Consider the following 23,634-nt stretch of genomic DNA (forward strand, 5'->3'; position numbering starts at 1 on the left):
GCAGGTGGAAGTGGCGCGCGGCGGCTTTCGTGTTTGTACTCACGGCGGCTTTCACAGTTTGGCGCAGCTTCGATGCCTGGATAGACCGTACCGATCTCCCTCTTACCCTCGCTGAAACCTCGACCGAGGTTCTCGACCGCAAGGGCCGGCTCTTGCGCGCCTTTCCGGTCGAAGACGGGCTCTGGCGCCTGGCGGTCCGGCCGGACCAGGCCGACCCGCGTTTCCTGGCCATGCTGCTGCGCTACGAGGACAAGCGCTTCTACGCTCACGCCGGCGTCGATCCAGTGGCGCTGCTCCGCGCCGCGGGGCAGGCGCTGTGGAACGGCCGCACGGTCTCCGGCGGCTCCACCCTTACCATGCAGGTGGCGCGCCTGCTGGAGGACGGCAGCACCGGCCGCTGGTCCGGCAAGCTGCGCCAGATGCGGGTGGCCCTGGCGCTGGAGCGGCGCCTCAGCAAGGACGAGATTCTCACTCTCTACCTGACCCATGCGCCTTATGGCAGCGCAGCAGAGGGCATCCGGGCCGCGGCCTATACCTGGTTCGGCAAGGAACCGGGGCGCCTGACTCCGGCAGAGGCAGCGCTTCTGGTGGCGCTGCCGCAATCGCCGGAACGCCGCCGCCCGGACCGTTTCCCGGAAGCGGCGCAGGAAGCCCGCAACCGGGTGCTTGCACGGATGCAGCGGCAAGGTGTTTTGTCTCATGAAGACGCAGAGGCTGCCCGCCGCAGCGCTTTGCCGTACCGTATGGCAGCCTTCCCGCGCCTGGCACCGCATCTGTCAGAGCGGGTCCGGGCTGCGCACCCTGGCAAACACCAGCTGCGCCTCACCATTGACAGCGCGGTGCAATCCCGGATGCAGCAACTGCTGGCAGAGGCTGCCCGGGCTGCAGGCCCGCAGCTTTCCGCGGCCCTGATCGCCGCTGATCACCAGACCGGCGAGGTACAGGCTTTGGTTGGCTCGCCCGGCTACGCCGATGCCGCGCGGCGCGGATTTGTGGATATGACCCAGGCCTTGCGCTCCCCGGGCTCCACCTTGAAACCGCTGGTCTACGGGCTGGCTTTCGACCAGGGGCTGGCGCATCCGGAAACGCTGATCCACGACGGGCCGGTGAATTTCGCAGGCTATGCGCCGCAGAATTTCGACAATGCGTTCCGCGGCGATATCCGGATCCGCGAGGCGCTGCAGTTGTCGCTCAATATCCCGGTGGTAAAGCTGACACAGGAGCTGGGCCCGGCGCGGCTGATGGCGGCCATGCGGTCAGGCGGGGCCAAGCCGCAACTGCCGGGCGGCGCGCCCGGGCTGGCGCTGTCGCTGGGCGGAGCCGGGATCAGCTTGCAGGACCTGGTGCAGCTTTATACCGGGCTGGCAGCAGGCGGGCAGGGACCCAGGCTGCGCGTTCTGCAGGGCGCGCCGCCGCAGCAGACTGGCCGCCTGATCTCAGCCGAAGCCGCCTGGCAGGTAGGAGACATCCTGCGCGGCCTGCCGGTGCCGCCGGGCGCACAGCCCGGCGCCATTGCCTATAAGACCGGCACCTCTTATGGCCACCGCGACGCCTGGGCCATCGGCTGGGACGGGCGCCACGTGATCGGGATCTGGCTGGGCCGCGCCGATGGCACGCCGGTACCGGGCATCTTCGGCGGCGATCTGGCAGCTCCGGTTCTTTTCGAGGCTTTCGGCCGTCTGAAACCCGCTCTCGACCCGCTGCCGTCTCCGCCGCCTGCGGCACTCATCGTCAGCTCCGCCGAGCTGCCATTGCCCTTGCAGCGTTTCCGCCCGCGGGCGGCGGCTTTTGATGACAGCCGCGATGCGCCGCAAATTCTGTTTCCGCCTGAGGGCGCCCGCCTGGCGCTGGACGGCGGCAGCCTGACCCTGAAATTGCGCGGCGGCACAGCGCCCTTCCTGGTTCTGGCCAACGGCCGCCCCGTTCTGTCCGGCCAGCGCCGCCGAGAGTTTCCGGTGCCCAGTCCGGGTACCGGCTTTTCCTCGCTGGTGATTGTCGATGGCGCAGGCCGCTCCGGCCGGGTTAACCTGCGGATTGATTGACCCCATCCATTTGCTGAGGCCCCATCATGCTGAAATCCTTGCTCTCTGCCTGTGCCATAACCCTTGCTGCACCTGCTGCCTGGGCGGCTTGCGCCTCAGATGCCGAAGTGGCGGCGTTTGTGGAAAGCTATGCCGCCAAAACCCCGGCCAAAGCGCTGGCAGCAGGCGCCAGCATGGCGGATGCGCTCTGTACTCAAGCGAAATTGGTTCTTTCCATGGAACCGCACCTAGGTGCGGTTGCGGGCTATAAGGCCGGGCTCACCAGCCGGCCCGCGCAGGAACGCTTCGGCACTGACGAACCCGTGCAAGGGCTGCTTTATGAAAACATGATGCTCCAGGACGGCGCCACAGTCGATGTGCGCTGGGGCGCGGTGCCGATGGTGGAGGCGGACCTAGTGCTGGTGGTGAAGGACGCTGGGATCAATACCGCAGAAACGCCAGAGGAATCCCTGGCCCATACTGCCGCCATTCGCCCTTTTATCGAGCTCCCCGACCTGGCGCTGGCCAAGGGCGAGCCCATCACCCCCGTGACCATCACCGCTATGGGGGTGGGCGCCAGGCTTGGCGTGCTCGGCTCCCCGGTGGCAGTTGAGGAGCCCGCTGCGATGGCCCGCATGCTCGAAGAGATGACTGTCACCATGCACGATGGCGCCGGAGATGTTCTGGTGCAGGCGCCAGGACGTGCGGTTCTGGGCAACCCGGTGAACTCTGCCCTGTGGCTGCGCTCCAAGGGGATCGTCTTCAAAGCGGGCGACCTGATCTCCGTTGGTTCCTTCGGCCCGCTGTTCCCGCCGCAGAAGACCAAAGGCGGGGTCAGCGTCACCTACCAGGGACTGCCCGGCAATCCCACCGTTTCAGTCTCTTTCGCCGAATAGCCTCAGAACAGGCGGCAACTGCTATTCTGCTGAGGTTTTTCGCTTCGGGCTTTGCCCGAAGCGATCCGCGCCGCGCCTATGGCGCGGCGCCTGGCCCAACTGGCGCGGGGTCCGTCAGGACCCCGGCGATTGGCGGGAGTGCTTCTTGGACGGAATGAACGGCTTATTGATGGGAAAATGCGTGGATAGTCAGCGGCGGCCTTCGCGCAGCCAGCCTGCCATGAGGAAAAACGCCGCCATCAGCAGTGCCAGCCAGGCCGGCAGCAGCGGCCCCTGGCTCACCGACAGCGTTTCATAAGCGTCGCGCGGGGTAAGGCCGATCCAGCCGCGGCCCGCTGCGGGCCGCCCGGCCCGGACGCTGCGCAAGGATGGCAGGCCGTCCTCCAGCCGCAGCACCCCGCCGCGCAAAGGCGCCAGCACCGGTTCCAGCACATCCCCTGTGGCAATGGTCTCCTCAAACTCCTTCGGCGCCGCAGGCCCCAGCCCGGCCACTGCGGTTTCGCCGCCTTCCTCCAGCCGGTAGAGCCCCGGCTCCGGCCCGTCATAGCGGGTCTCCCACTGGCCCGGCGCGGTCTGCCGCAGCTCCAGCTCGGCCGTCGAGCCATCCGGGTTGGTCACCATCACCGGCCCGGCCTGGCCCGCCAGCGTGCGGCGCAGGATCCGCATCCGCTGGCCTGATGCCTCGGCCCACAGCGCTTCCTCCTCCAGTTCCGGCTCCTTCATCATCCAATGCGCCAGACGCCGCAGCAGCTCCAGCTGCGGGCCGCCGCCTTCATAGCCGCGGCTCCACAGCCAGGCGTGGTCCGAGGCCAAGAGCGCCACCCGGCCGTCACCGACCCGGTTCAGCACCAGCAAGGGCCGCTCGCCCGCACCATTCATAAGCACATGGCCTTCCGGTGTGCGCAGCTCGATCTGGCGCAGCCAGCGGCCCCAATCCTCTGTCCCCTCCAGCCCCGAAGTCACCGGATGCTGCTTGCCCAGATCGGTCACTTCCGGCCGATACGGTTCTTCCAGCACCCGCGCCGACGGCTCAGCCGGCAGGATCAGGGACAGCGGCGAGCGGTAGATACTGTCGGCGCTGGCAAAATCCGGCCCTGCCGCCACAAGAACAGCGCCGCCGCCCATCGCATAGTTTGCTACATTGTCCAGGTAAACCGCGGGCAGGATGCCGCGCCGTTTGTAGCGGTCAAAAATGATCAGGTCGAAATCGTCGATCTTTTCCAGGAACAGCTCGCGGGTGGGGAAGGCGATCAGCGACAGTTCCTCCACCGGCACCCCGTCCTGCTTCTCCGGCGGCCGCAGGATGGTGAAATGCACCAGATCCACCGCACTGTCGGATTTCAGCAGGTTGCGCCAGGTGCGCCCGCCTGCATGCGGCTCGCCGGAGACCAGCAGCACCCGCAGCCGGTCGCGCACCCCGTTGATCTGCACCAGAGCGGTGTTGTTGCGCGCGGTCAGCTCGCCCGGCTCCTCCGGCACGCTGAACTGGATCACGTTGCGGCCGCCGTGCTGCAGCACCATCGGCAGTTCGAAATCCACACCCACCGGCAGGGTAAAGCGCTGCGGCTCCTCGCCCCGCACGGAAATCTCCAGTTCGGCAAATCCGCCCGGCTCCGGCACCGCGCCCTGATCCTCGATCCGCAAGGTCAGCTTCACCGGTTCACCGATGATAGCAAAGCCGGGGGCGTTTTTGACGATCAGCCGCCGGTCCCAGTCGTCCGCGCGGCCGGTCAGCAGCAGATGCATCGGCGCGGGCAGGGCCATCATCTGGCCCGCATCATGCACCTGCCCGTCCGACAGGGCGATGATGCCCGCCACCCGCGCCCGCGGCTCATCCGCCAGCGCGCCGGCAATTGCCTCCATCAGCTGAGTGCCCTCATCGCCGGTTCCGTCTTCCACCGTGACCCAGCGCACTTCGGTCCCGGGCCGGTCCGCCAGGGCCGCCTTCAACTGGGTGCGTGCCCGCGCCATCTGCTCAGGCCGGGTGCTGAGCTGCTGGCTGGCGGTCTGGTCCTCGGCCACAATCACGATGTCACTGAGCGGCGCGCGGTCCTCGCTCTGATGCACCGGCCCCGAGAGCGCTGCCAGCAGCACCAGCGCCGCCAGCGCACGCAGGGCCCAGCCCGAGAGCCCCTTCCACAGGCCCAGGATCAGCGCCGCCAGGGTGATGCCGCCCGCGGCCCAGATCACGGGCCAGGGCATCAGCGGGTCAAACAGGATCGTTTGTGTCATCTTATCCGCTCCTTATTGCCCCAGCCGGTCCAGCAGTGCCGGCACATGCACCTGGTCGGATTTGTAATTGCCGGTCAGCACATGCATCACCAGGTTAACGCCAAAGCGGAACGCCAGCTCGCGCTGCCGTTCGCCAGCATAGCCGCGCCCCACCGGCAGTAGCGGCCGGCCGTTCTCATCCACCGCCCAGGCTGCGGCCCAGTCGTTGCCGCCGATCACCACCGGCGTCACCCCGTCATTCAGATTGCGGAAGGGGATGCCTTCGGCCTGCTCGGCATCTGGCGGCGCCGCCTCGACCCAGACCGGCCCGCGGCTGTGCCGCCCCGGGAAGGCCTGCAGCAAGTAAAAGGCGCGGGTCAGCACGTGATCTTCCGGCACCACCTCCAGCGGCGGAATGTCCAGGGGCAGGGCAATCTGCTGCAGCCGCCGTGCCGCCGGGCTGGTAGCGCCGGAGGTGCTCAGATCGGCGTCGCGAGTGTCAAACAGGATCATCCCGCCTGCCCGCAGGTAAGCGTTCAGCTTGCCGTAAGCCTCGGACGAGGGCAGCGGCTGGTCGCGGGTGATGGGCCAGTAGAGCAGCGGGTAAAACGCCAGCTCATCGCGCTCAAGATCCACACCTGCCGGTTTGGCCGGCTCTACTGAGGTGCGGAAGAACAGCGTGTCCGACAGCCCGCGAAGCCCCGCTTCAGCGATCCTGTCGACCTGCGCGTCGCCGGTCAGCACATGCGCCAGCACCAGTTCCGAGGCCAGCCCGGCTGCCCGGAAATCCTCTGCCACCGGCGGGGCTTGCGCCCGTGCGTCCTGCGGCAGGGCCAGTGCCGACAAAGCCAGTGCCCCGGCCAAAGACGCAGTGCGGGCGCCGCCCAGCAGGCCCGAGACCAGCAGCGTGCCCAGCACATCCAGCGCCAGCAGCAGCAGCGCCAGCGTCAGCAGCGCGCCGCTCAAAGGCAGCTCCTGCGGCGCATCATAACCGCTGACCTCAACCGAAGCAGGCCAGCGCGCCGCCTGCAATTCGTCGCCAGGGCGCAGCACGTTTCGGGCCAGCATCCGCCGCCCGCCGTCATAGACGCCCGGCCGCAGCTCCGGCCCCGCGGGCGCGGCCACCAGATCCGGCCCCTTGACCCCCGGCAGTGTTTCCGCCGCCTCAATGCGTCCGAACCCGTCCAGCACTTCAACCGGTGTCCAAGTGGTGCCCTCCAGATCCTCCGCATCCGGCTGTGCCGCCGAGGAGGACACCGCCAGCCGTTCCAGCATCGCCACAAAAAGGCCCGACAGCGGCAGGCTGCTCCACTCGGCGTTTGCCGTCACGTGAAACAGCACCACTTGCCCCTGGCCCAGCGTCTTGCGGGTCACCAGGGGCGTGCCGTCGGCCAGCTCAGCAATCACACGCGCGGCCAGCTCGGGGTCGGGCTGCGCCACAACTTGAGAACTGATCGAGACCTCGCCGGGCACCTCCAGGCCATAAAACGGAGAGCCCTCGGCAAAGGGCGCCAAAGTCTTCGGCTCGCCCCAGCTCATGGCGCCGCCGATGCTGCGGCCGCCAATGCGCAGACGCACCGGCATCAGGGGCTCTTCGCCGGAACGGGCGGTATCGCTCGCCGCCAGGCGCGGCCCGGCAAAGCGCAAGAGCAGCCCGCCGTTTTCCACCCATTCGATCACCGCCTCTTCCTGCGCGGGCGCCAGCCGCGCCACATCGGCCAGCACGATCACATCGGGATTGGCCGGCAGCAGATCCGCAAGCGCCCCCTCCAGCAGTTCCGCCGAGGGCGCCAGCGCCTGACGCAAATAGTGCAGCGGCGACAGCAGCGCCAAGCCTTCATCGGCGCTTTGCGAAGAGACCAGCGCCACTTCGCGGCGGCGCAAGCTGTCATCGGTCAGTGCCACGGCGCCTGCGGATTTCATGTCGCGGATTTCGAACCGCGACAGCCGCGCGCGCAGCTCGGCCGGCAGCGACAGCTCGGCCGAGGCGCTGCGGGCGCCATCCGCAAAGCGCAGCGGCAGCGCCGCCAGGCTGCGCGGAGTGCCGCCCGGATCCGCGCCCTGCGCCAGCACCGTCACCTCCTGCGCGGGTCCGGCACGGCTGCGCTGAACCGTCAGTTCGATATTGCCGCCGGTATACAGCGCAGGCAGCAGCCCCAGCACTGGCACCGGCTGTTCGAACACCTCGATATCGCCGCGGCGGCTTAGCGCTTCGATCAGCCCGTCGCGGCCCGCATACTCCAGCCCGTCGCTGAACCACAGCGTGTCAAAGCCGCCTTCGGCGCCGTCAATCGCCGCCAAAGCACCCTGCAGCTGATCCGGACCCGGCTGCCAGGGCAGGGGCACAAGCCCGGCCATCTGCCGCTGCCAGTCGCTGGCGGCACGGAACTGCAGCGGTTCCGGCGCACTCAGCCGCAGCACCGCCACTGGCCGCCCGGCGCGTCCGGCCTCCTCCAGCTGCGCTGCCGTTTGGGCGCTGGTCTGCTTCCAGCCCGCCGCGCCGCCCCAGCTAGCGTCCATCACAACCAGCAGCGGCCCGCTGCCGCCGCTTTCCTCGGCTGAGGGGTTCAGCACCGGCCCGGCAAGCCCGATGATGGCCGCCGCCACCGCCAGCATCCGCAAGAGCAGCAGCCACCAAGGCGTGCGGTCCGACAGGCTCTCGTCATCCTTCAGCCCCAGCAGAAGCGTCACCGCCGGAAACGGCTGCCGCTTGGGTGCCGGCGGGATCGCCCGCAGCAGGAACCACAGCACCGGCAGCGCCAGCAGCCCCAGCAGCAGCCAGGGTGCGGTAAAGCCGATGCCCGCAATCGTCGTCATGGCGCGGTTCTTTCCAAAGCGTGGTAAAGCCACATCAGCGCAGCCTGCGCCGGGTCGCCGGTGTGATGCTGGCCGAACCGCCAGCCGGCTTCGTGGCACAGCCGCTCCAGCGCATCCCGCCGTTCCGCCAGCCGGTCCAGATAGCGCTCCTGCAGCGCCGAGGCTTTCAATGTTTCATGTGTAACGCCGCCTTTGACGCTTTCAAACAGGGTGCGGCCGGTAAAGGGAAAGGCTTCTTCCGCCGGGTCCAGCACCTGCAACAGCACCCCGCGCACCCCGCGCGCAGCGGCTTTGGAGAGCGCTTGCTCCATCGGCTCATACGGCCCCAGAAAATCCGAGATGAACAGCGCCCGGGCATGCGGGATCAGCGCCCGGTCGTTGGGCGGGGCGTAATCCTCATCGCCGTCATCCGACAGCGCCTCAGCCAGCCGCAGGATCTGCACGTTGCCGCGCCGGGGCGGCAAGCTGCCGCCCGTCAGGCCCACCCGCTCGCCGCCATGCACCATCAGCACCGATGCGGCCAAACCCAGCAGCCGCGCCTGATCAATCTTCTGCGGCAGCTTCGGCGATGAGGAAAACCGCATCGAGGCGCCGGTATCCACCCACAGATGCACCGTCTGCGAAATATGCCACTCCCGCTCGCGCACATATTGCACGTCCCCCATGGCCGAGCGCCGGTGGTCGATCATCTGGCGGCTGTCGCCGGGCTGCGCCGGGCGGTACTGCCAGAAGTCATCGCCGGTGCCGGCCCGGCGGCGGCCATGCTCGCCCATCAGCACCGAGCCTGCCAGATGCCGCGCCTGCACCAGCAAGGGCGGAAAGGCGCTGGCCTCGGCCTCGGCGCGGTGCCGCAATCCGGTTGCAGCCTGAGAGGCGGCAGGTCTGGTCACGCCGCGGTCCTGGTCCGGGCCAGATCAGCCGCAGTTTCTTCGATCAAAGCGGTCAGGCTGTCGCCCCGCGCCCGCGCGGCAAAATTCAGCTGCATCCGGTGGCTCAGCACCGGCTTGGCCATATCCAGCACATCCTCGGCGCTCGGCGCCAGCCGCCCGTGCAGCAAGGCCCGCGCCCGCACCGCCAGCATCAGCGCCTGCGCTGCCCGCGGACCCGGCCCCCAGGCCACGGTCTGCGCCACCCGCTCGGAGACACCCTCTTCTTCGGGCCGGAACGCCCGCACCAGATCCAGGATCATCTCAACAACAGACTCGCCCACCGGCATCCGCCGCAGCAGGGTCTGGGCTGCGATCAGCTCGGCGGCGGTAAACACCTGATAGGCTTCCGCTTCCTCAGCCCCAGTGGTGGCCAGCAGGATATCGCGTTCGGTCTTGCGGTCCGGATAATTCACGTCGATCTGCAGCAGGAACCGGTCCAGCTGCGCCTCGGGCAGCGGATAGGTGCCTTCCTGCTCGATCGGGTTCTGGGTTGCCAGCACATGAAACGGCGCCCCCAGCTGCCGGTCTTCGCCCGCCACTGTCACCTGCCGCTCCTGCATCGCCTGCAAGAGCGCCGACTGCGTCCGCGGGCTCGCCCGGTTGATCTCATCCGCCATCAGCAATTGGCAGAACACCGGCCCCGGCACAAAGCGGAAGGAGCGGTGGCCGTCCTCTGCCGTGTCCAGCACCTCGGAGCCCAGAATATCCGCAGGCATCAGATCCGGGGTGAACTGGATCCGGCTGCCATCCAGCCCCATCACCGTGCTCAGTGTCTCCACCAGCCGGGTCTTGCCCAGCCCGGGCAGGCCGATCAGCAGCCCATGGCCGCCGCACAAGAGCACCGACAGCGTCAGGTCCACCACCCGCTCCTGGCCGATGAATCGCTTGGTGATCGACTCGCGGGCCTGTTTCAGCTTGGCTTCCAGCGCCTCGATGCCGGCCAGCAGATCGTCGGTTTCAGGCATGTCATTCCTCGTTTCCAGGATATATGCTGTTACTCTATCGTGCTGACAGGAAATGGCAAAAGCAATGAGCGGACAAAAAGCTGTGACACCCGGTGCCGAAGGCATCGCCGCGTCGGTGAAAGCGGCCAAGAAAGGCAAGGGTTTGCCGCCCGTCCACCTGTGGAACCCGCCGTTTTGCGGCGATCTCGACATCCGCATCGCCCGCGACGGCAGCTGGTACTACCTCGGCACGCCCTTCACCCGGTTCGAGCTGGTCAAGCTGTTCGCTTCGATCCTGAAGCTGGAAGAGGGGAAGTATTTCCTGGTCACCCCTGTCGAGAAGGTCGGCATCACGGTCGAAGACGCGCCCTTTGTGGCGGTGGATTTTGATGCGGCGGGCGAGGGGCGCGATCAGGTGATCACATTCACGACAAATGTCGAGGACACTACCGCAGCAGGCCCGGACACCCCGATCCGGGTCGAGCGCGATGCAGAGAGCGGAGAGCCGTCTCCCTATGTGATGGTGCGCGCAGGCCTGGAAGCCCGCATCGACCGCAAGAGCTTCTACCGGCTGGCAGAGCTCGGGGAACATCACGATGAGTGGTTCGGCGTCTGGTCCGGCGGCACATTCTTCCCGCTGATCCTGTCGTCTGAGCTGGAAGCGGATTAACATCCAAGGAACGTCCCGCCCGGCCGATAGGCCGGGCTGCGCCCGACCCGCCCCCACCGGGGCGGGCGCTACGCTTCCCACCCCGACGGGCCGGGCGCTGCCCTTGCAAGTTCTCGAGTTTCCTTACGCCTGGCTGCCGTTCACCGGCTCCGCCAGCTTGGGCCGCTTGTCCTGAGCCACGATCACCCCCAGCCCGACAACCGCTGCGCCGATCGCTTGCGGCCACTCCCAGCTCTCGCCCAGAAACAGCATTAGGATCATCACATAGAACGGCGCCAGATTGGTGTGGAACGAGGCCAGCGCCACCCCCAGCCGCTCAACCGCCGATAGCCACAGCAACTGGCTGATCATCACCGAGACCAGGCCGAAAATCAGCAGCATCTGCAGCTGGTAGCCATCCACTGGTGCGCTCGGCAGCCATTCCCCGCCCAAGGCCGCGGTGCCTGCGGTCAGCACGCTTGCCAGAATCAGCCCGCCGCAAATGGTGACCGCGCTGCGCCCCGAGGGCGACAGATCCGGCAGCTCGCGCACCGCTGCCGAACTTGCCCAGGTATAAAGCGTGATGGCAGCTGCGGCTGCCGCCGCGCCCAGCCCCAGTTCAGCACCGCTGAGCGAGCTGGTGGCGATGATTCCTCCGATTACAGTTGCAACGGCGCCCAGAGCAAACCGCACCCCCAGCCGCCGCTGGCCCTGCAGCATCTCCAGCACCCCGCCGATCACCGGGGCCGCAGAGCAGATCAGCGCTGCGGTTACTGCATTGGTCAGCACCTGCGCCTGGATGATCAGATAGGCGCTTGCGCCAAAGCCGAAAATCCCGATCATCAGCCCCTTGCGCCAGGGCGCCCGCAGTACGGTCTGCACACCTTCCCGCATTCCCCACAGAAGCAGGATGCCAACCGCCGCTAGCAACAGCCGCGCCGCCAGCAGCATCACTGGCGGCCAGGTCTGCAGCAGCACTTCAGCGGCAGGAAAGCCTGCGGCCCAAGTCATCATCGCCGCTGCCGCCAAAGCGTTGCCGCCAAGCGCATGGGCACGCGGCGATGCAGAAGAGCCTGCGGGCAGGCGCTCAGGGTTCATGGTCATGACTGCGATCCTCAGGGAATCCAGCGGAAATACGCCGGTTTTCTGCAGTAGCATCAGAAACCGCCGCCCGCGTCTTGCGGGAAAGCGACAATGCGTCGTTTTCTATCTCTTGGCGGCCCGGATTTCTGCGGGGTAAACCACCGTGAAGCCAGGAGGATTTCCATGCCCAGATTCGCAGCCAACATCTCAATGCTGTTTGCCGAGCTGCCCTATCTTGACCGTTTCCAGGCCGCCGCCGCCGCCGGGTTTGAGGCTGTGGAGATTCTCTACCCCTATGAACTCGCGGCCAAGGAGACCCAGCGCGCGCTGCTGGCCAATGGGCTGGAGCTGCTGCTGATCAACGCGCCGCCCCCCAATTACACTGGCGGCATGCCCGGTTATGCCGCAGTGCCCGAGGGCGTCGACCGCTTCCAGCGGGACATCCGCCGGGTGCTGCGCTATGCCGAGGCGCTCAAGGCCGGCAGGATCCACGTGATGGCCGGCTACGCGAAGGGGGAGGCGGCGCAGGAGACGTTTGTGGAAAACCTGAGGTGGGCCGCCGACCGGGCGCCCGCGCAGCAGTTCACCATCGAACCGCTGAACAGCGGCGACCAGCCCGGATATTTTCTGGACGATTACAATCTGGCGATGGAAGTGCTTGCGTCCGTGGACCGTCCCAATGTCGGCCTGCAGTACGATGCCTACCACGCCCAGCTGATCCACGGCGATGCGGCCAAAGTGTGGGAAGAGTTCGGGAGCCAGGCCGTGCATGTGCAGATCGGTGCGGCCCCCGGGCGCTGCGAGCCGGGCACCGGGCCAGTGGATTTCCAGGAGCTGTTTGCGGCAATTGATGCCAGCGGCTATGAAGGCTGGGTCAGCGCCGAATACACGCCGTCCAGCAAGCGCACCGAAGACAGCCTTGGCTGGATGCGCTGAGCCGCTTCAAAGCGGTTTCACATTCGTGAATTGAAATGTGAACTTGCAGCTTGCATAAGGCGGTTGAGACCGAAGGAAGGATACCTCCCATGCTGCCTGCCCGCTTTGCGCCGCTTTTGTTCAGCTTTATCCTGTCGGGGCTGATGTCCTTTATCGTGACCGGAGTGGCGACCTGGAAGGTGCTGGGTTTCGGAGACGGGTTTTCCGGCGCCTGGATGAACGCCTGGAGCCTGAGCTGGCCGATTGCCTTTGCCGTTGCCTTTACCGCAGCTCCGCTGGTGCGCAAGCTGGTGTCGAAGCTGGTAAAGCAGCCCGCCGGCGGCTGACCCGGCCAAAGGGGGCTCCCGCCCGCTGCAAGCTGCATCAAAGATGCAGCAGCAGCCGTTGGGCGTGGCGCCGCTGGCGCGGCGCAAGTGTTTCTGCTGAGAAGCCCCTAAGGGCAGGTCTGCCCTTGAGGGGCGGGCCCCATTGTTTTCTGCATGGGCCGCGTCAAGGGCAAGCCGCGCTGCCGCGCGGAGCCTGGCGGCTCCCTTGACCCGGTGAGGCGAGGGTCCGGGCATATCCCGCGCCGCGTCAGCGGCGCTGGACCCAACGGGATGAGATCGACAGATCGAAGCCGGGCGGGAGTGCGCCGCTTGCCTTAATGCGCCTCCGCCCAGTTCTGGCCGCGGCCTGCGTCCACCACCAGCTTCACGTCCAGATGCACAGCTGGGTTTGCTGCGTTTTCCATCACCTTGCGGGCGGTCTCGATTGTTTCCTCTACCGCCGCTTCCGGCACTTCGAACAGCAGTTCGTCGTGCACCTGCAGGAGCATCCGCGCGGGCAGGTGAGCAATTGCCGCAGGCATCCGGATCATCGCACGGCGGATCACATCAGCTGCCGTTCCCTGGATCGGCGCGTTGATCGCGGCGCGTTTGGCAAAGCCCGCTTTCGGCCCCTTGGCGTTGATCTCCGCCGTGTGGATCTTGCGCCCGAACAGCGTCTGCACATAGCCATGCTCCTTGGCGAACTCCACGGTGGAATCCATGTAACGGCGGATGCCCGGGAAGCGCTCGAAATAGCGGTCGATGAACCCCTGCGCGTCCTTGCGCGGGATGCGCAGGTTGCGGGCCAGGCCAAAGCCGGAGATGCCGTAGATCACACCAAAGTTGATCGCCTTGGCCTGGCGGCGGATCTCCGGCGTCATCTCCTCCAGCGGCACCTCGAACATCTCCGACGCGGTCATCGCGTGGATATCCTTGCCTTCCGCAAAAGCCGCCTTCAGCGTGTCGATCCCGGCCATATGGGCCAGAATGCGCAGCTCGATCTGGCTGTAGTCGAGCGACAAGAGCACATTGCCCTCTTCCGCCACAAAAGCCTCGCGGATGCGGCGGCCCTCCTCGGTGCGGACCGGGATGTTCTGCAGGTTCGGATCGGTCGAGGCCATCCGGCCTGTGCTGGCGCCCGTCTGGGCATAAGAGGTATGGACCCGGCCGGTGTCTGCATTGATATGATCCTGCAGCGCATCGGTGTAAGTCGATTTCAGCTTCGACAGCTGGCGCCAGTCCAGGACACGGGCAGGCAGGTCGTGCTCGGTCGCCAGATCCTCCAGGATATCGGCGCCGGTGGCATAGGCGCCGGTCTTGCCCTTCTTGCCGCCGGGCAGTGCCATCTTGTCGAACAGGATCTCGCCCAGCTGCTTGGGCGAGCCGACATTGAAACTCTCGCCCGCCAGCTCGTGGATTTCGGCCTCCAAACCGGCCATCTTCTGGGCGAATGCATTGGACATGCGCGAGAGCGTATCGCGGTCCACCTTGATGCCGTTGCGCTCCATATCCGCCAGCACCGGCACCAGAGGGCGTTCCAGCGTTTCATAAACCGTGGTGACCCGCTCCTGATGCAGCTGCGGCTTGAACAGTTGCCACAGGCGCAGGGTGATGTCGGCGTCCTCGGCCGCATATGGCACCGCATCGTCTATCGGCACCCGGTCAAAGGTGATGGCTGATTTGCCGCTGCCCAACAGAGGCTTGATCGGGATCGGCGTGTGGTCGAGGTAACGCTCCGACAGCGTGTCCATCCCATGCCCGTGCATGCCTGCATGCAGCGCATAAGACATCAGCATGGTGTCATCCACTGGCGCCACATCCACCCCGTAGCGGTGGAAGATCTTGGCGTCGTATTTCATGTTCTGGCCGATCTTGATGATCGCGGGATCCTCCAGAACGCCTTTCAGCATCGCAACGGCCTCTTCCAGCGGCATCTGCCCTTCGGACAGCCCTTCGCCGCCAAAGAGATCATCGCCGCCCGCCTTATGCGCCAAGGGGATATAGCAGGCCTCGCCCGCCTCTACGCACAGCGAGATGCCGACCAGATCCACCACCATTTCGTCCAGCCCGGTGGTCTCGGTATCCACCGCCACCCAGCCGCGCTCTCGGATGCGGTCGACCCAGACCTGCAGGGCGGCTGCGTCGCGGACGCATTCGTATTTCTCCTTGTCGAACGGCACCGCCTCCGGCGCCGCAGCCTCTGCCGCCGCGGCTGGTGCCTCGGGGATCGCCGGCGCATCCATGCCCAGCTGATCGGCCAGCCGCTTGGTGAGTGTGCGGAACTCCATCTCGCTCAGGAAGTTCAGCAGGGTCTCGCCCTCGGGCTCCTTCACCTCCAGGTCATCCAGGGTGAAATCCAGCTCCATATTGCAGTCCAGCTGCACCAGCTTTTTCGACAGCTCGATCTGATCCCGCTTCTCGATCAGCGTCTGGCGGCGCTTCGGCTGTTTGATCTCTTCCGCCCGGTCGAGCAGCTCTTCCAAAGAACCGTATTCGTTGATCAGCAAGGCGGCGGTCTTAATCCCGATCCCGGGCGCGCCGGGCACGTTATCAACCGAGTCGCCCGCCAGAGCCTGCACATCCACCACGCGCTCCGGCCCGACGCCGAATTTCTCCACCACGCCGTCGCTGTCGATGCGCTTGTTCTTCATCGCATCCAGCATCTCGACGCCGCCGCCGACCAGCTGCATCAGGTCCTTGTCCGAGGAGATGATCGTCACCCGGCCGCCCGCATCGCGCGCCTGATGCGCCAGAGTTGCGATGATGTCGTCGGCCTCAAAGCCTTCGATCTCCTTGCACGCGATATTGAAGGCGCGGGTGGCGTCGCGGGTCAGCGGGAACTGCGGCACCAGATCCTCAGGCGCCGGCGGGCGGTTGGCCTTGTACTGGTCGTACATCTCATTGCGGAACGACTTGCCCGAGTGGTCGAAAATCACCGCCACATGGGTCGGCGCATCCGGGCCCTTGTTGTCCTCGACCTGTTTGAACAGCATGTTGCAAAAGCCCGAGACCGCGCCGATCGGCAGCCCGTCGGATTTCCGCGTCAGCGGCGGCAGAGCGTGATAAGCGCGGAAGATGAAGGCCGAGCCGTCGATCAGATGGAGGTGACAACCTTTGCCGAATTGTGTACCGCTCATGTGCGCCGCGCTCCCCTGGAAAATCCGTTCGTGTTCTGTTTCCCGGTTATCGGTGATCCGGGCAGGAAGGGCAATTGGAGTTATCAATCGAAGCGAAGGCTGAAGTGTTTTCAACAGCAAAGCTGGACGCGCAGCTCAGCCATAGGTAGATGATTTCTTATGCAGGGCAACATTGACAAAACCGAATATGAAGTGGAACCGCTTGGTCAAAGCAACGGGGTCTGCGGCTGTTGCGGCAATGAAACTCATTTGGCTTGGGGATTTGTTCATGCCGGGTCAGCCACGGTTGCCAGCTACCACGTGCATTGGACTGCCAGCGCCGGGCTTGATCGGCACCCAGCCAACTATGACTTTATCATCGGGCCTTGGGGCGAGGGCGCGTCATCTGCTGATCGCGTTGCCGTTTCGCTGATGCATTTCGAGAACGAGGATGGTCCAGGAGTTATGGTTATCGACGCAGGCCGCCGCCCATCCGCAAATAGCGGTCTGGCCGCCCGTGCTCTCGACCGTGAAAGTGTTGTAGGGACCGAGTTGGCTGGTACGGCATTTGCAATCTTTGACACAGTGTTTCTTCAGGACACACGGCTTTACAGATAGTTGTCCGAAACGGGCAAGCGTTTTGCAGGTCGCTCGCCAGGCTCAAAACACCCCCATCGCCAGCCCAGCCCCCATCGCTAGCCCCAGCTCCCGGCAAGCTTCCAGCTGATCCTCCGGAATTGCCTTTTCTGCCAAGATCGCTTCCGGTGTCTGCGCATGGGTGCAGAGGATCAGCGGCGGCTGCACCTCTTTCAGCCGCCAGCCGGTGGCGATCCGCGCGCATTGCCGTGCCGCGTTCTCGCCATCCGAGCCGGCACAGACCATCTGCGCATAGGGCCGCCCCTCAATCCTTCCCAGCACCGGGTAATAGCAGCGGTCGAAGAACTCTTTCATCATGCCGGACAGGGCCGCCAGATTCTCTGGCGCGCAGAAGATGTATCCGTCCGCTGCCAGAAGATCCTGCCGCCCGGCATCTTCCGCCCGCTTCAGCACGGTTTCAATCTCGTCATGCGCGGCCTCAAACGCCGCCTCTGCCATCTGCCGGCTGCCGCCTGTGCGTGAGTGATAGACGATCAGAAGCTGTGCCATCCCTGCCTGCCCTTTGCTTCAAACACAGCGGGACCATAGCGGGCGGCAGCAAATTTCCTTACAGAAATTTGGCCGGAAAATTTGAATTTTCCAACCTGCCTGCTTGGTCACTCCTTCAGAAACAGCGTGTGCGACAGAGACACCGAATAGGGCAGCGGCGTCCAGGCGCCAAACCGGCGGCCGGAGGCGCGGATCATCCGGGCCACCCAGGTGTTGCAGGTGCGCAGCAGATGAAACCGGCCTTCGGCTTCGAAAAACCTGTCCGCGGCGGTAAAGCCCGGATGCGCCAGGGCTTGCGCTGCCCCATCCGGCGAGCGGCGGAAACTGGCCGCGGCGGCCTCCAGGAATGCCGCATACTCTCCGGGGCTGAAGGAGACCGCAGGCAGTTCCTGCTCAGGTGCAATGGCGCCCAGGACGTCCGCCCGCAATGTGGAAGCATCGCCAAAGATGCCCTTCAGCACCGCCTTGGCCGAGACATCCCGGTAGCTGCCGGCGCTGGTGTAAAACTCCCGCGCGCCTCAACCCAAAAGCAGCCATTGCGCGTCCGGGTGGCTAAGCTGCAGGCCCGCCGTCTCCAGAAACGCAAAACGCGCCTTTGCGGGCGCGTCCAGCGGGATCAGGAAATCATAGTGGATCGGTCCCGCAACCATCAGGACCCTGTGCGGCCGGTCTTCGGCTGGGCGGCTGCCGCCGCCTGCGGGCAGCACTGCGCCAATCACCGCAGCGGCAAGATAGGCCAGGACGCTTCCGGCAATTGCCAGCAGCAACCGCAGCAGCTTCTGGATCACTCGGCTGCCTTGGCCGCGTCCTCATAGATGAACTTGCAGTCGCAATAGGGGCATTCAACCCAGTTCTGCTCTTCCGGGATCTGCAGATAGACCCGCGGATGCCCCAGGGCGCCTTCGCTGCCGTCGCACGCCACTTTGCGGCTGTGAACGATCCTGGTTTCCGGCGCTTCGATGGTCATGGCTGGCAGTCCTTTCGGTTTTCGGCTAGGCGCATTTATGAGCCAAGGAAAAACCGGGGGCAAGAGCCGCGATGTCTGCTGACGCAATCCGTATCGAAGCTTTGCGTAAAACCTACGCCGGGCGCAAAGGCCAGCCGGAGAAGCACGCGCTGAAGGGCGTCGACCTGACGGTGCCGCGCGGCTCTGTCTTTGGACTGCTGGGCCCCAATGGCGCGGGCAAGTCGACGATGATCAACATCCTCGCAGGCCTGGTGCGCAAGACCTCCGGCAAGGTGACGATCTGGGGCTTTGACCAGGACGCCAATCCGCGCCAGAGCCGCGCCGCAATCGGGGTGATGCCGCAGGAGCTGAACCTCGACCCCTTCTTCACCCCGCGCGGCGCGCTGGAGGTGCAAGCGGGCCTCTACGGCGTGCCCAAACACGAACGCCACAGCGACGAAATCCTGCGGATGATCGGGCTGGAGGACAAGGCGGAGGCCTATGCCCGCACCCTCTCCGGCGGCATGCGGCGGCGGCTGCTCTTGGGCAAGGCGCTGGTCCACCGCCCGTCGGTTCTGGTGCTGGACGAGCCAACAGCGGGCGTCGACATTGAGCTGCGCCAGATGCTGTGGGAGAACATCCGCAAACTGAATGCGCAGGGCATGACCATCATCCTCACCACCCACTACCTGGAGGAGGCCGAGGAGATGTGCGACGAGATCGCCATCATCAATCAGGGTGAGGTAGTGGCGCGCGATTCCACCGCAAGCCTCTTGGGCCGGCTGGATGCCAAGACCATGGTGGTGCAGCCCGCGGTGCCGGTCACGGATCTGCCGCAGGGGGCCGGCATCGAGGCTGAGCTGCGCCCGGACGGTGCTGTTGGCTTACGCTACCGCAGCCGCGTGACCAGCGCTGAAGACGTGCTGGGCGCGGTGCATGCCGCGGGCATTTCGATCCGCGATGTGAAGACCGAAGAGGCGGATCTGGAGGATGTCTTCCTGTCGCTGACGAAGGCGGGGTGAGGGGTAAATTGAAATACACTGTCCTGACACACTGTCTCAGCGCGGCGGGCACGCTCCGCCAAATGTTTGGCAAGGTCAAACCGGAATGGGAAACGCGTGTTTTTGCATCTTATGATGAATATTCTCACGGGCCTCTGCCACTGTCCGGCGCGAGCCGTGACTTTTTTCTGCAGCGGCAAGCATTCTGGCAGTCGCTTGATCTCTATGACGCTGACGCAGCTCACGATTTCGACCTGACGGACGAACACATCTCATTGGTCGAAGAAATCAAGGCGTCAGATTTGGTCGAGATATGCGTTTCAGACAGTGTCCAAGACGTTTTTTATGCCGCGGTGACCCTGCGTTTGCTCGCGGACGACGGTGTAGACATCACTGGTATCCTGGCGAGGTATTTCGGTGGCTGTCAGGTAAAATGGGGGCTGGGGGCTCTGCGTCTCGAGGAAATGGAAGATCTGTATGGCGCCAGCAACGCAGAACCCCTGGATGCGCAGCTATTTGGCGATCTGTGCAGAGCGGTTTCGCAAGGGTCCGGTGAAGCAGTCAGGAACTTCATCAATGAACGAAACACTGCGCCTGTTTTTGTAAAGGCGTTGTCTTCATATCTTCTTCGGTTCCCTCAGTTTAATGGAGGACTGGGATCTATCGACCGAGCATTGCTCGGTGCTGGAACCGATCAGATGAAGAAGTCGGCATACACAATTGGCAGTGCAATGGCCAAGGGAATGCCGGAGCATGATCATATCGGGGATTTGATTCTGTTCAAAAGGCTTGTTGAGCTTTGCGGCGTGACGCCGGACCCGTGGTTTCGTTTTGAAGGCGATCCTCGAAGAATGAGAAGTTGTTCGGTCCGCTTAACTGAAAGCGGGCTCAAGGCCCGTGCGCGGTACTCGGTTCAAGTACTTTAAACTGGCGTAAGCGTTAAAGCGCACGGTGGGGGCGTCTTTTTTACCCCGCGGGGACAGACGCCGCCCTTAGTGTTCTGAGGTCAGCTTTGACCCTCATTCCCGGTCAATCCGCGCCTGGTAGCAGTTGTTCCGTGACGAGCGGATGTGGATGTACTTCACCCGGTCATCCTCAAAGATAGCCTCTGCCTGCCCCATCATCTCTGCCTGCGGAATGACAATGCCGGTGCCATAGACGATGCGGTCATCGGAGCTGTAGCCCTTGATCAGAAAATCGGGGGAACCGGTCAGCATCTCTGGCAGCGCCTCACCGTCATGGCGCGTGCAGTGATCTGCACAGAGGAACAGCGGCCCGGTCTCGGCATAGGGCTGCGTTTCAGGAAAGGGGCGGTAGGCCAGGACCAGCATCTCCTCGCCTTCGGGGATGTATTTCAGGCAATGGCGGCAGGGGTTGCCGCCGCCGTCCGAGATGGCGCGCTCCGGCGTGCGGCCATAGGCATCGGCGCCGCCCGCTTGCAGGGCGCGGACATCTTGGGTGGGCAGGGCGGTGATCTTGGTCATGCTAAAACTCCTTTGCTGCCGTGATCCTGCCTGAACAGACAGGCAGCAATCGACCCGTTTCTTGCGCATCCCGCAGGCCGCGCGGGGGGCTCCCGCCAGCCGGGCAGGCATTGAAAATGCCCTGCGGCTGTTGGGCCTGGCGCCGCGCTGGCGCGCGGCGCGGCAGCGTGCTCCGGCAGGCGTTCTTCAGGGTGACTCCACATGAGAACAAAACAGGAATATCATGCGACTCATGTTCGCCGAATTCGCCTGCCTGTCCAATTTCACCTTCCTCACCGGGGCGTCGCATCCAGAGGAATACGTGACCCGTACGCTGGCGCTGGGGATCGGGGCGGTGGCGGTTGCCGATGAGAACTCGGTGGCAGGCATCGTGCGGGCCCATGCGGAATGCGCTGATATCGCCCGGCGGGTGCGCGAGCGGCAGACCTGGGACCGGCAGCACACGTCGATCGGGCCGCCGCGTCCCGAAGGCATCCCGCCGCCGCGCTCCTTCCCGGTCTATGGCACCGTGCGGCTGATCCCGGCGGCGCGGCTGATCTTCACCGACGCGCCGGAGGTGATTGCGCTGCCCATGAACCGCACTGGCTGGGGCAGCCTGACGCGGCTGCTCTCAACGGGGCGGCTGAGGGCAGAGAAGGGCAGCTGCATCCTGCATTTCTCCGACCTCATGGAGTTTGCCGATGGTCTCCACCTGCTGCTGCTGCCGCAGGCGGAACATCTGCCCGGCGGCGCGGGCGGATGGGGGCCGCATATGGAGGGGCTGACGCGCCGCTTTGCCGGGCGGATGCATCTTTTGATGACACCTGCCTATGATGGCGGCGACCAGGCGCGGTTTGCCCGGCTCTCAGACCTCGCCCAACGCCTGAACCTGCCGCCGCTCGCCAGCGCCGCGCCGCGGATGCATCACGGCAGCCGCCGCCGCCTTGGCGACGTGCTCAGCGCTATCCGCCTGCGCTGCAAGGTCGAACACTTGGGCCGCGCCGCCATGGCCAATGGCGAGCAGCGCTTGCGGTCCGAGGCCGAGATGCGCCGCCTGTTCCGCGGCCATGAAGACGCCGTGGACAATGCCGCCCGGCTGGCAGGCCAGCTGACCTTCTCGCTGGATGAGCTGCGCTATGACTACCCGGACGAGGGCAGCGAGCAGGAAACCCCGCCGCAGCGCCTCAGGCGCCTCGCTGAAGAGGGCCTCAGATGGCGCTACCCGGGCGGCGCGCCGGACAAGGTGCGCACGCTGCTGGAGCATGAGCTGGCCCTGATCGCCAAGCTGAAATACGACCCCTATTTCCTTACCGTGCGCGATATCGTCGATTTTGCCCGCTCCCGCGGGATCCTCTGCCAGGGGCGCGGCTCGGCGGCAAACTCGGTGGTCTGCTATTGCCTGGGCGTCACTTCGGTCAGCCCGGAGCTGGGCACCATGGTGTTCGAGCGTTTCGTCAGTGAAGCCCGTGACGAGCCGCCCGACATCGATGTCGATTTCGAGCACGAGCGGCGCGAGGAGGTGATCCAGTGGATCTATGAACGCTACGGCCGCCACCGGGCGGGCCTCTGTGCCACGGTGATCCACTACCGCGGCAAACGCGCCATCCGCGAGGTGGGCCGCGCCATGGGCCTCACCGAGGACACCATCTCAGCGCTTTCCTCGCAGCTTTGGGGCTTCTTCAGTGCCAAGGGGGTGGAGGAAGAGCGGATGCGCGAGATCGGGCTGGACCCAAACAGCCGCCGCCTGCAGCTGACCATGCAGCTGGTGGAGCAGATCATCGGCTTCCCCCGCCACCTCAGCCAGCATGTGGGCGGTTTCATCATCACCCAAGGCCGCCTGGATGAGCTGGTGCCGATCGAGAACGCCACCATGGAGGGGCGTACGGTCATTTGCTGGGACAAGGATGACATCGACACGCTGGGCATCCTCAAGGTCGATGTGCTGTCGCTGGGGATGCTCACCTGCATCCGCAAGGCCTTTGACCTGATGCAGCAGCACCACCAGCTGGACTACAGCCTGGCCACCCTGCCGCCCGAGGACCCGGCGGTCTATAACATGCTGTGCCGCGCCGACAGCATCGGGGTGTTCCAAGTGGAAAGCCGGGCGCAGATGAACTTCCTGCCGCGGATGCGCCCGCGCAAATTCTACGACCTGGTGATCGAGGTCGCCATCGTCCGCCCCGGTCCGATCCAGGGCGACATGGTGCATCCCTATATCCGCCGCAGGAATGGCGAGGAGCCGGTGCATTTCCCCTCGGATGCGCTGGGCGAGGTGCTGGGAAAGACCCTCGGCGTGCCGCTGTTCCAAGAGCAGGCGATGCAGATCGCCATCGTCGGCGCCGGCTTTACGCCGGAGCAGGCCGATCGCCTGCGCCGGTCGCTTGCGACCTTCAAGAAACACGGCAACGTCAGCGAATTCCGCAGCCTGTTCCTGCGCGGCATGGACGCCAACGGCTATGATGCAGAGTTCTCCGAGCGCTGCTTCTCTCAGATCGAGGGCTTTGGCTCCTACGGCTTCCCGGAAAGCCATGCCGCCAGTTTTGCGCTGCTGGTTTATGCCTCTGCCTGGATCAAATGCCACCACCCGGGGATCTTTGCCTGCGCGCTTTTGAACGCCCAGCCGATGGGGTTTTATGCGCCTGCGCAGATCGTGCGCGACGCCCGCGCCCATGGGGTCGAGGTGCGCCCGGTCTGCATCAACCGCTCCTACTGGGACAACGCGATGGAGCCCGACGGCCACGGCGGCCTGGCACTGCGGCTGGGCTTCCGCCAGGTGAAGGGCCTGCGGGATGAGGATGCCGCCTGGCTGACCGCGGCGCGCGGCAACGGTTATCACGAGGTCGAGGACGTCTGGCGCAAGGCAGGCCTGGCGCCGCCGGTGATCGAGCGGCTGGCCGAGGCCGATGCCTTTGCCGCCCTTGGCCTGAACCGGCGCGAGGCCTTGTGGGCCGCCAAGGCGATCACCGCCCGCAAACCCCTGCCGCTGTTTGCCCGCGAGCTGGACGGCGAGGCGATTTATGAACCGCAGGCAGACCTGCCGCAGATGGGGCTGGGTGAGGAGGTGGTGGAGGATTACGTCGCCATGCGCCTCAGCTTGCGGGCGCATCCGGTGGCGCTGATCCGGCATTTGCTGACGCCGCAGAACACGGGCGGGGGCGCCGGGGGCGGACC

19 protein-coding genes and 1 pseudogene are annotated in these 23,634 nt (G+C 65.4%); 9 read left to right on the top strand and 11 right to left on the bottom strand.

Going from position 1 to position 23,634, the window contains the following annotated elements; genetic code table 11:
* The first annotated feature begins 29 nt into the window (after window positions 1–29).
* Both pbpC and RA19_RS15955 read left to right on the top strand, forming a co-directional pair.
* Window positions 30–2,042 (top strand): penicillin-binding protein 1C, encoded by a 2,013-nt coding sequence (gene pbpC / locus RA19_RS15950; protein WP_039164355.1) that lies wholly within the window; start codon window positions 30–32, stop codon window positions 2,040–2,042.
* 26 nt (window positions 2,043–2,068) lie between these two features.
* The gene (locus RA19_RS15955) at window positions 2,069–2,917 is read left to right on the top strand and encodes a 2-keto-4-pentenoate hydratase (RefSeq protein ID WP_039164357.1); all 849 of its coding nucleotides are present in this window, start codon (window positions 2,069–2,071) and stop codon (window positions 2,915–2,917) included.
* 189 nt (window positions 2,918–3,106) lie between these two features.
* Here RA19_RS15955 and RA19_RS15960 read toward each other — a convergent pair whose 3' ends face one another.
* From RA19_RS15960 to RA19_RS15975, 4 genes are read right to left on the bottom strand one after another with little or no spacing between them, the layout of a single operon-like run.
* The gene (locus RA19_RS15960; protein ID WP_039164359.1) at window positions 3,107–5,149 is read right to left on the bottom strand and encodes a membrane protein; all 2,043 of its coding nucleotides are present in this window, start codon (window positions 5,147–5,149) and stop codon (window positions 3,107–3,109) included.
* 12 nt (window positions 5,150–5,161) lie between these two features.
* Window positions 5,162–7,945 (bottom strand): DUF4159 domain-containing protein, encoded by a 2,784-nt coding sequence (locus RA19_RS15965; RefSeq protein WP_039164361.1) that lies wholly within the window; start codon window positions 7,943–7,945, stop codon window positions 5,162–5,164.
* A complete protein-coding gene (locus tag RA19_RS15970; RefSeq protein ID WP_039164363.1) occupies window positions 7,942–8,835 on the bottom strand; it encodes a DUF58 domain-containing protein in 894 nt (297 codons plus the stop codon). Before RA19_RS15970 ends, RA19_RS15965 begins: the two co-directional genes overlap by 4 nt.
* On the bottom strand, window positions 8,832–9,839 hold the full coding sequence (locus tag RA19_RS15975; protein ID WP_039164365.1) for an AAA family ATPase: 1,008 nt from the start codon (window positions 9,837–9,839) through the stop codon (window positions 8,832–8,834). The genes RA19_RS15970 and RA19_RS15975 overlap by 4 nt, the downstream gene beginning before the upstream one ends.
* A 64-nt stretch (window positions 9,840–9,903) precedes the next feature.
* Here RA19_RS15975 and RA19_RS15980 point away from each other — a divergent pair, with 64 nt between their 5' ends.
* Entirely contained in the window at window positions 9,904–10,488 is a 585-nt protein-coding gene (locus RA19_RS15980; protein WP_039164367.1) for a DUF1285 domain-containing protein, read from the top strand.
* A gap of 123 nt (window positions 10,489–10,611) precedes the next feature.
* Here the strand turns inward: RA19_RS15980 and RA19_RS15985 are convergent, their stop codons facing one another.
* Complete coding sequence (locus RA19_RS15985) at window positions 10,612–11,571, bottom strand: DMT family transporter (RefSeq protein WP_241479079.1); 960 nt, start codon at window positions 11,569–11,571, stop codon at window positions 10,612–10,614.
* A 162-nt stretch (window positions 11,572–11,733) separates the two neighbouring features.
* Between RA19_RS15985 and RA19_RS15990 the strand changes: the two genes are divergently transcribed.
* Window positions 11,734–12,486, top strand: coding sequence for a hydroxypyruvate isomerase family protein (locus RA19_RS15990; RefSeq protein WP_039164369.1), 753 nt, complete (start codon window positions 11,734–11,736; stop codon window positions 12,484–12,486).
* A gap of 89 nt (window positions 12,487–12,575) precedes the next feature.
* Window positions 12,576–12,812, top strand: coding sequence for a DUF2798 domain-containing protein (locus RA19_RS15995; protein WP_039164371.1), 237 nt, complete (start codon window positions 12,576–12,578; stop codon window positions 12,810–12,812).
* Window positions 12,813–13,126: 314 nt separating this feature from the next.
* On the opposite strand, the gene polA is transcribed toward RA19_RS15995, so the two are convergent.
* Window positions 13,127–15,928 (bottom strand): DNA polymerase I, encoded by a 2,802-nt coding sequence (polA, locus tag RA19_RS16000; RefSeq protein ID WP_039164373.1) that lies wholly within the window; start codon window positions 15,926–15,928, stop codon window positions 13,127–13,129.
* Between the two features lie 159 nt (window positions 15,929–16,087).
* Here polA and RA19_RS16005 point away from each other — a divergent pair, with 159 nt between their 5' ends.
* Window positions 16,088–16,525 (top strand): hypothetical protein, encoded by a 438-nt coding sequence (locus RA19_RS16005; protein WP_152615785.1) that lies wholly within the window; start codon window positions 16,088–16,090, stop codon window positions 16,523–16,525.
* A gap of 42 nt (window positions 16,526–16,567) precedes the next feature.
* On the opposite strand, the gene RA19_RS16010 is transcribed toward RA19_RS16005, so the two are convergent.
* The 4 genes and pseudogenes from RA19_RS16010 to RA19_RS16020 all read right to left on the bottom strand — a co-directional run bounded on the left by RA19_RS16010 (window position 16,568) and on the right by RA19_RS16020 (window position 18,020).
* Entirely contained in the window at window positions 16,568–17,053 is a 486-nt protein-coding gene (locus RA19_RS16010) for a flavodoxin family protein (RefSeq protein ID WP_039164375.1), read from the bottom strand.
* A 107-nt stretch (window positions 17,054–17,160) separates the two neighbouring features.
* Window positions 17,161–17,559 (bottom strand): annotated as a pseudogene (locus tag RA19_RS27460) (DUF2459 domain-containing protein); the annotation flags it as partial.
* A 12-nt stretch (window positions 17,560–17,571) separates the two neighbouring features.
* Window positions 17,572–17,841: a hypothetical protein gene (locus RA19_RS27465; RefSeq protein ID WP_241479081.1), complete on the bottom strand. Its 270-nt coding sequence runs from the start codon at window positions 17,839–17,841 to the stop codon at window positions 17,572–17,574.
* Entirely contained in the window at window positions 17,838–18,020 is a 183-nt protein-coding gene (locus RA19_RS16020; protein WP_039124184.1) for a zinc-finger domain-containing protein, read from the bottom strand. The genes RA19_RS27465 and RA19_RS16020 overlap by 4 nt, the downstream gene beginning before the upstream one ends.
* A gap of 71 nt (window positions 18,021–18,091) precedes the next feature.
* On the opposite strand from RA19_RS16020, the gene RA19_RS16025 reads away from it, so the two are divergent.
* Window positions 18,092–19,021 (top strand): ABC transporter ATP-binding protein, encoded by a 930-nt coding sequence (locus RA19_RS16025; RefSeq protein WP_039164378.1) that lies wholly within the window; start codon window positions 18,092–18,094, stop codon window positions 19,019–19,021.
* Window positions 19,022–19,083: 62 nt separating this feature from the next.
* Entirely contained in the window at window positions 19,084–19,926 is an 843-nt protein-coding gene (locus RA19_RS16030) for a hypothetical protein (protein ID WP_152615786.1), read from the top strand.
* A 93-nt stretch (window positions 19,927–20,019) separates the two neighbouring features.
* On the opposite strand, the gene RA19_RS16035 is transcribed toward RA19_RS16030, so the two are convergent.
* The gene (locus tag RA19_RS16035; protein WP_039164381.1) at window positions 20,020–20,484 is read right to left on the bottom strand and encodes a DUF1203 domain-containing protein; all 465 of its coding nucleotides are present in this window, start codon (window positions 20,482–20,484) and stop codon (window positions 20,020–20,022) included.
* A 232-nt stretch (window positions 20,485–20,716) separates the two neighbouring features.
* On the opposite strand from RA19_RS16035, the gene RA19_RS16040 reads away from it, so the two are divergent.
* Window positions 20,717–23,634: error-prone DNA polymerase (locus tag RA19_RS16040; protein WP_039164382.1), on the top strand; the 2,918-nt coding region annotated here is incomplete at its 3' end.

Origin of the sequence: Leisingera sp. ANG-M1, assembly GCF_000813745.1 — a bacterium.
Classification (GTDB): domain Bacteria; phylum Pseudomonadota; class Alphaproteobacteria; order Rhodobacterales; family Rhodobacteraceae; genus Leisingera.

Bases quoted from the DNA above. Each gene is read 5' to 3' on its own strand.
- RA19_RS16005 (WP_152615785.1), top strand. From the start codon at position 16,088: ATGCAGGGCAACATTGACAAAACCGAATATGAAGTGGAACCGCTTGGT.
- RA19_RS16020 (WP_039124184.1), bottom strand. From the start codon at position 18,020: ATGACCATCGAAGCGCCGGAAACCAGGATCGTTCACAGCCGCAAAGTG.
- RA19_RS15965 (WP_039164361.1), bottom strand. From the start codon at position 7,945: ATGACGACGATTGCGGGCATCGGCTTTACCGCACCCTGGCTGCTGCTG.
- RA19_RS15990 (WP_039164369.1), top strand. From the start codon at position 11,734: ATGCCCAGATTCGCAGCCAACATCTCAATGCTGTTTGCCGAGCTGCCC.
- RA19_RS15975 (WP_039164365.1), bottom strand. From the start codon at position 9,839: ATGCCTGAAACCGACGATCTGCTGGCCGGCATCGAGGCGCTGGAAGCC.
- RA19_RS16025 (WP_039164378.1), top strand. From the start codon at position 18,092: ATGTCTGCTGACGCAATCCGTATCGAAGCTTTGCGTAAAACCTACGCC.
- RA19_RS16030 (WP_152615786.1), top strand. From the start codon at position 19,084: ATGTTTGGCAAGGTCAAACCGGAATGGGAAACGCGTGTTTTTGCATCT.
- polA (WP_039164373.1), bottom strand. From the start codon at position 15,928: ATGAGCGGTACACAATTCGGCAAAGGTTGTCACCTCCATCTGATCGAC.
- RA19_RS15980 (WP_039164367.1), top strand. From the start codon at position 9,904: ATGAGCGGACAAAAAGCTGTGACACCCGGTGCCGAAGGCATCGCCGCG.
- RA19_RS15960 (WP_039164359.1), bottom strand. From the start codon at position 5,149: ATGACACAAACGATCCTGTTTGACCCGCTGATGCCCTGGCCCGTGATC.
- RA19_RS15995 (WP_039164371.1), top strand. From the start codon at position 12,576: ATGCTGCCTGCCCGCTTTGCGCCGCTTTTGTTCAGCTTTATCCTGTCG.
- RA19_RS16010 (WP_039164375.1), bottom strand. From the start codon at position 17,053: ATGGCACAGCTTCTGATCGTCTATCACTCACGCACAGGCGGCAGCCGG.
- RA19_RS16035 (WP_039164381.1), bottom strand. From the start codon at position 20,484: ATGACCAAGATCACCGCCCTGCCCACCCAAGATGTCCGCGCCCTGCAA.
- RA19_RS15955 (WP_039164357.1), top strand. From the start codon at position 2,069: ATGCTGAAATCCTTGCTCTCTGCCTGTGCCATAACCCTTGCTGCACCT.
- RA19_RS15985 (WP_241479079.1), bottom strand. From the start codon at position 11,571: ATGACCATGAACCCTGAGCGCCTGCCCGCAGGCTCTTCTGCATCGCCG.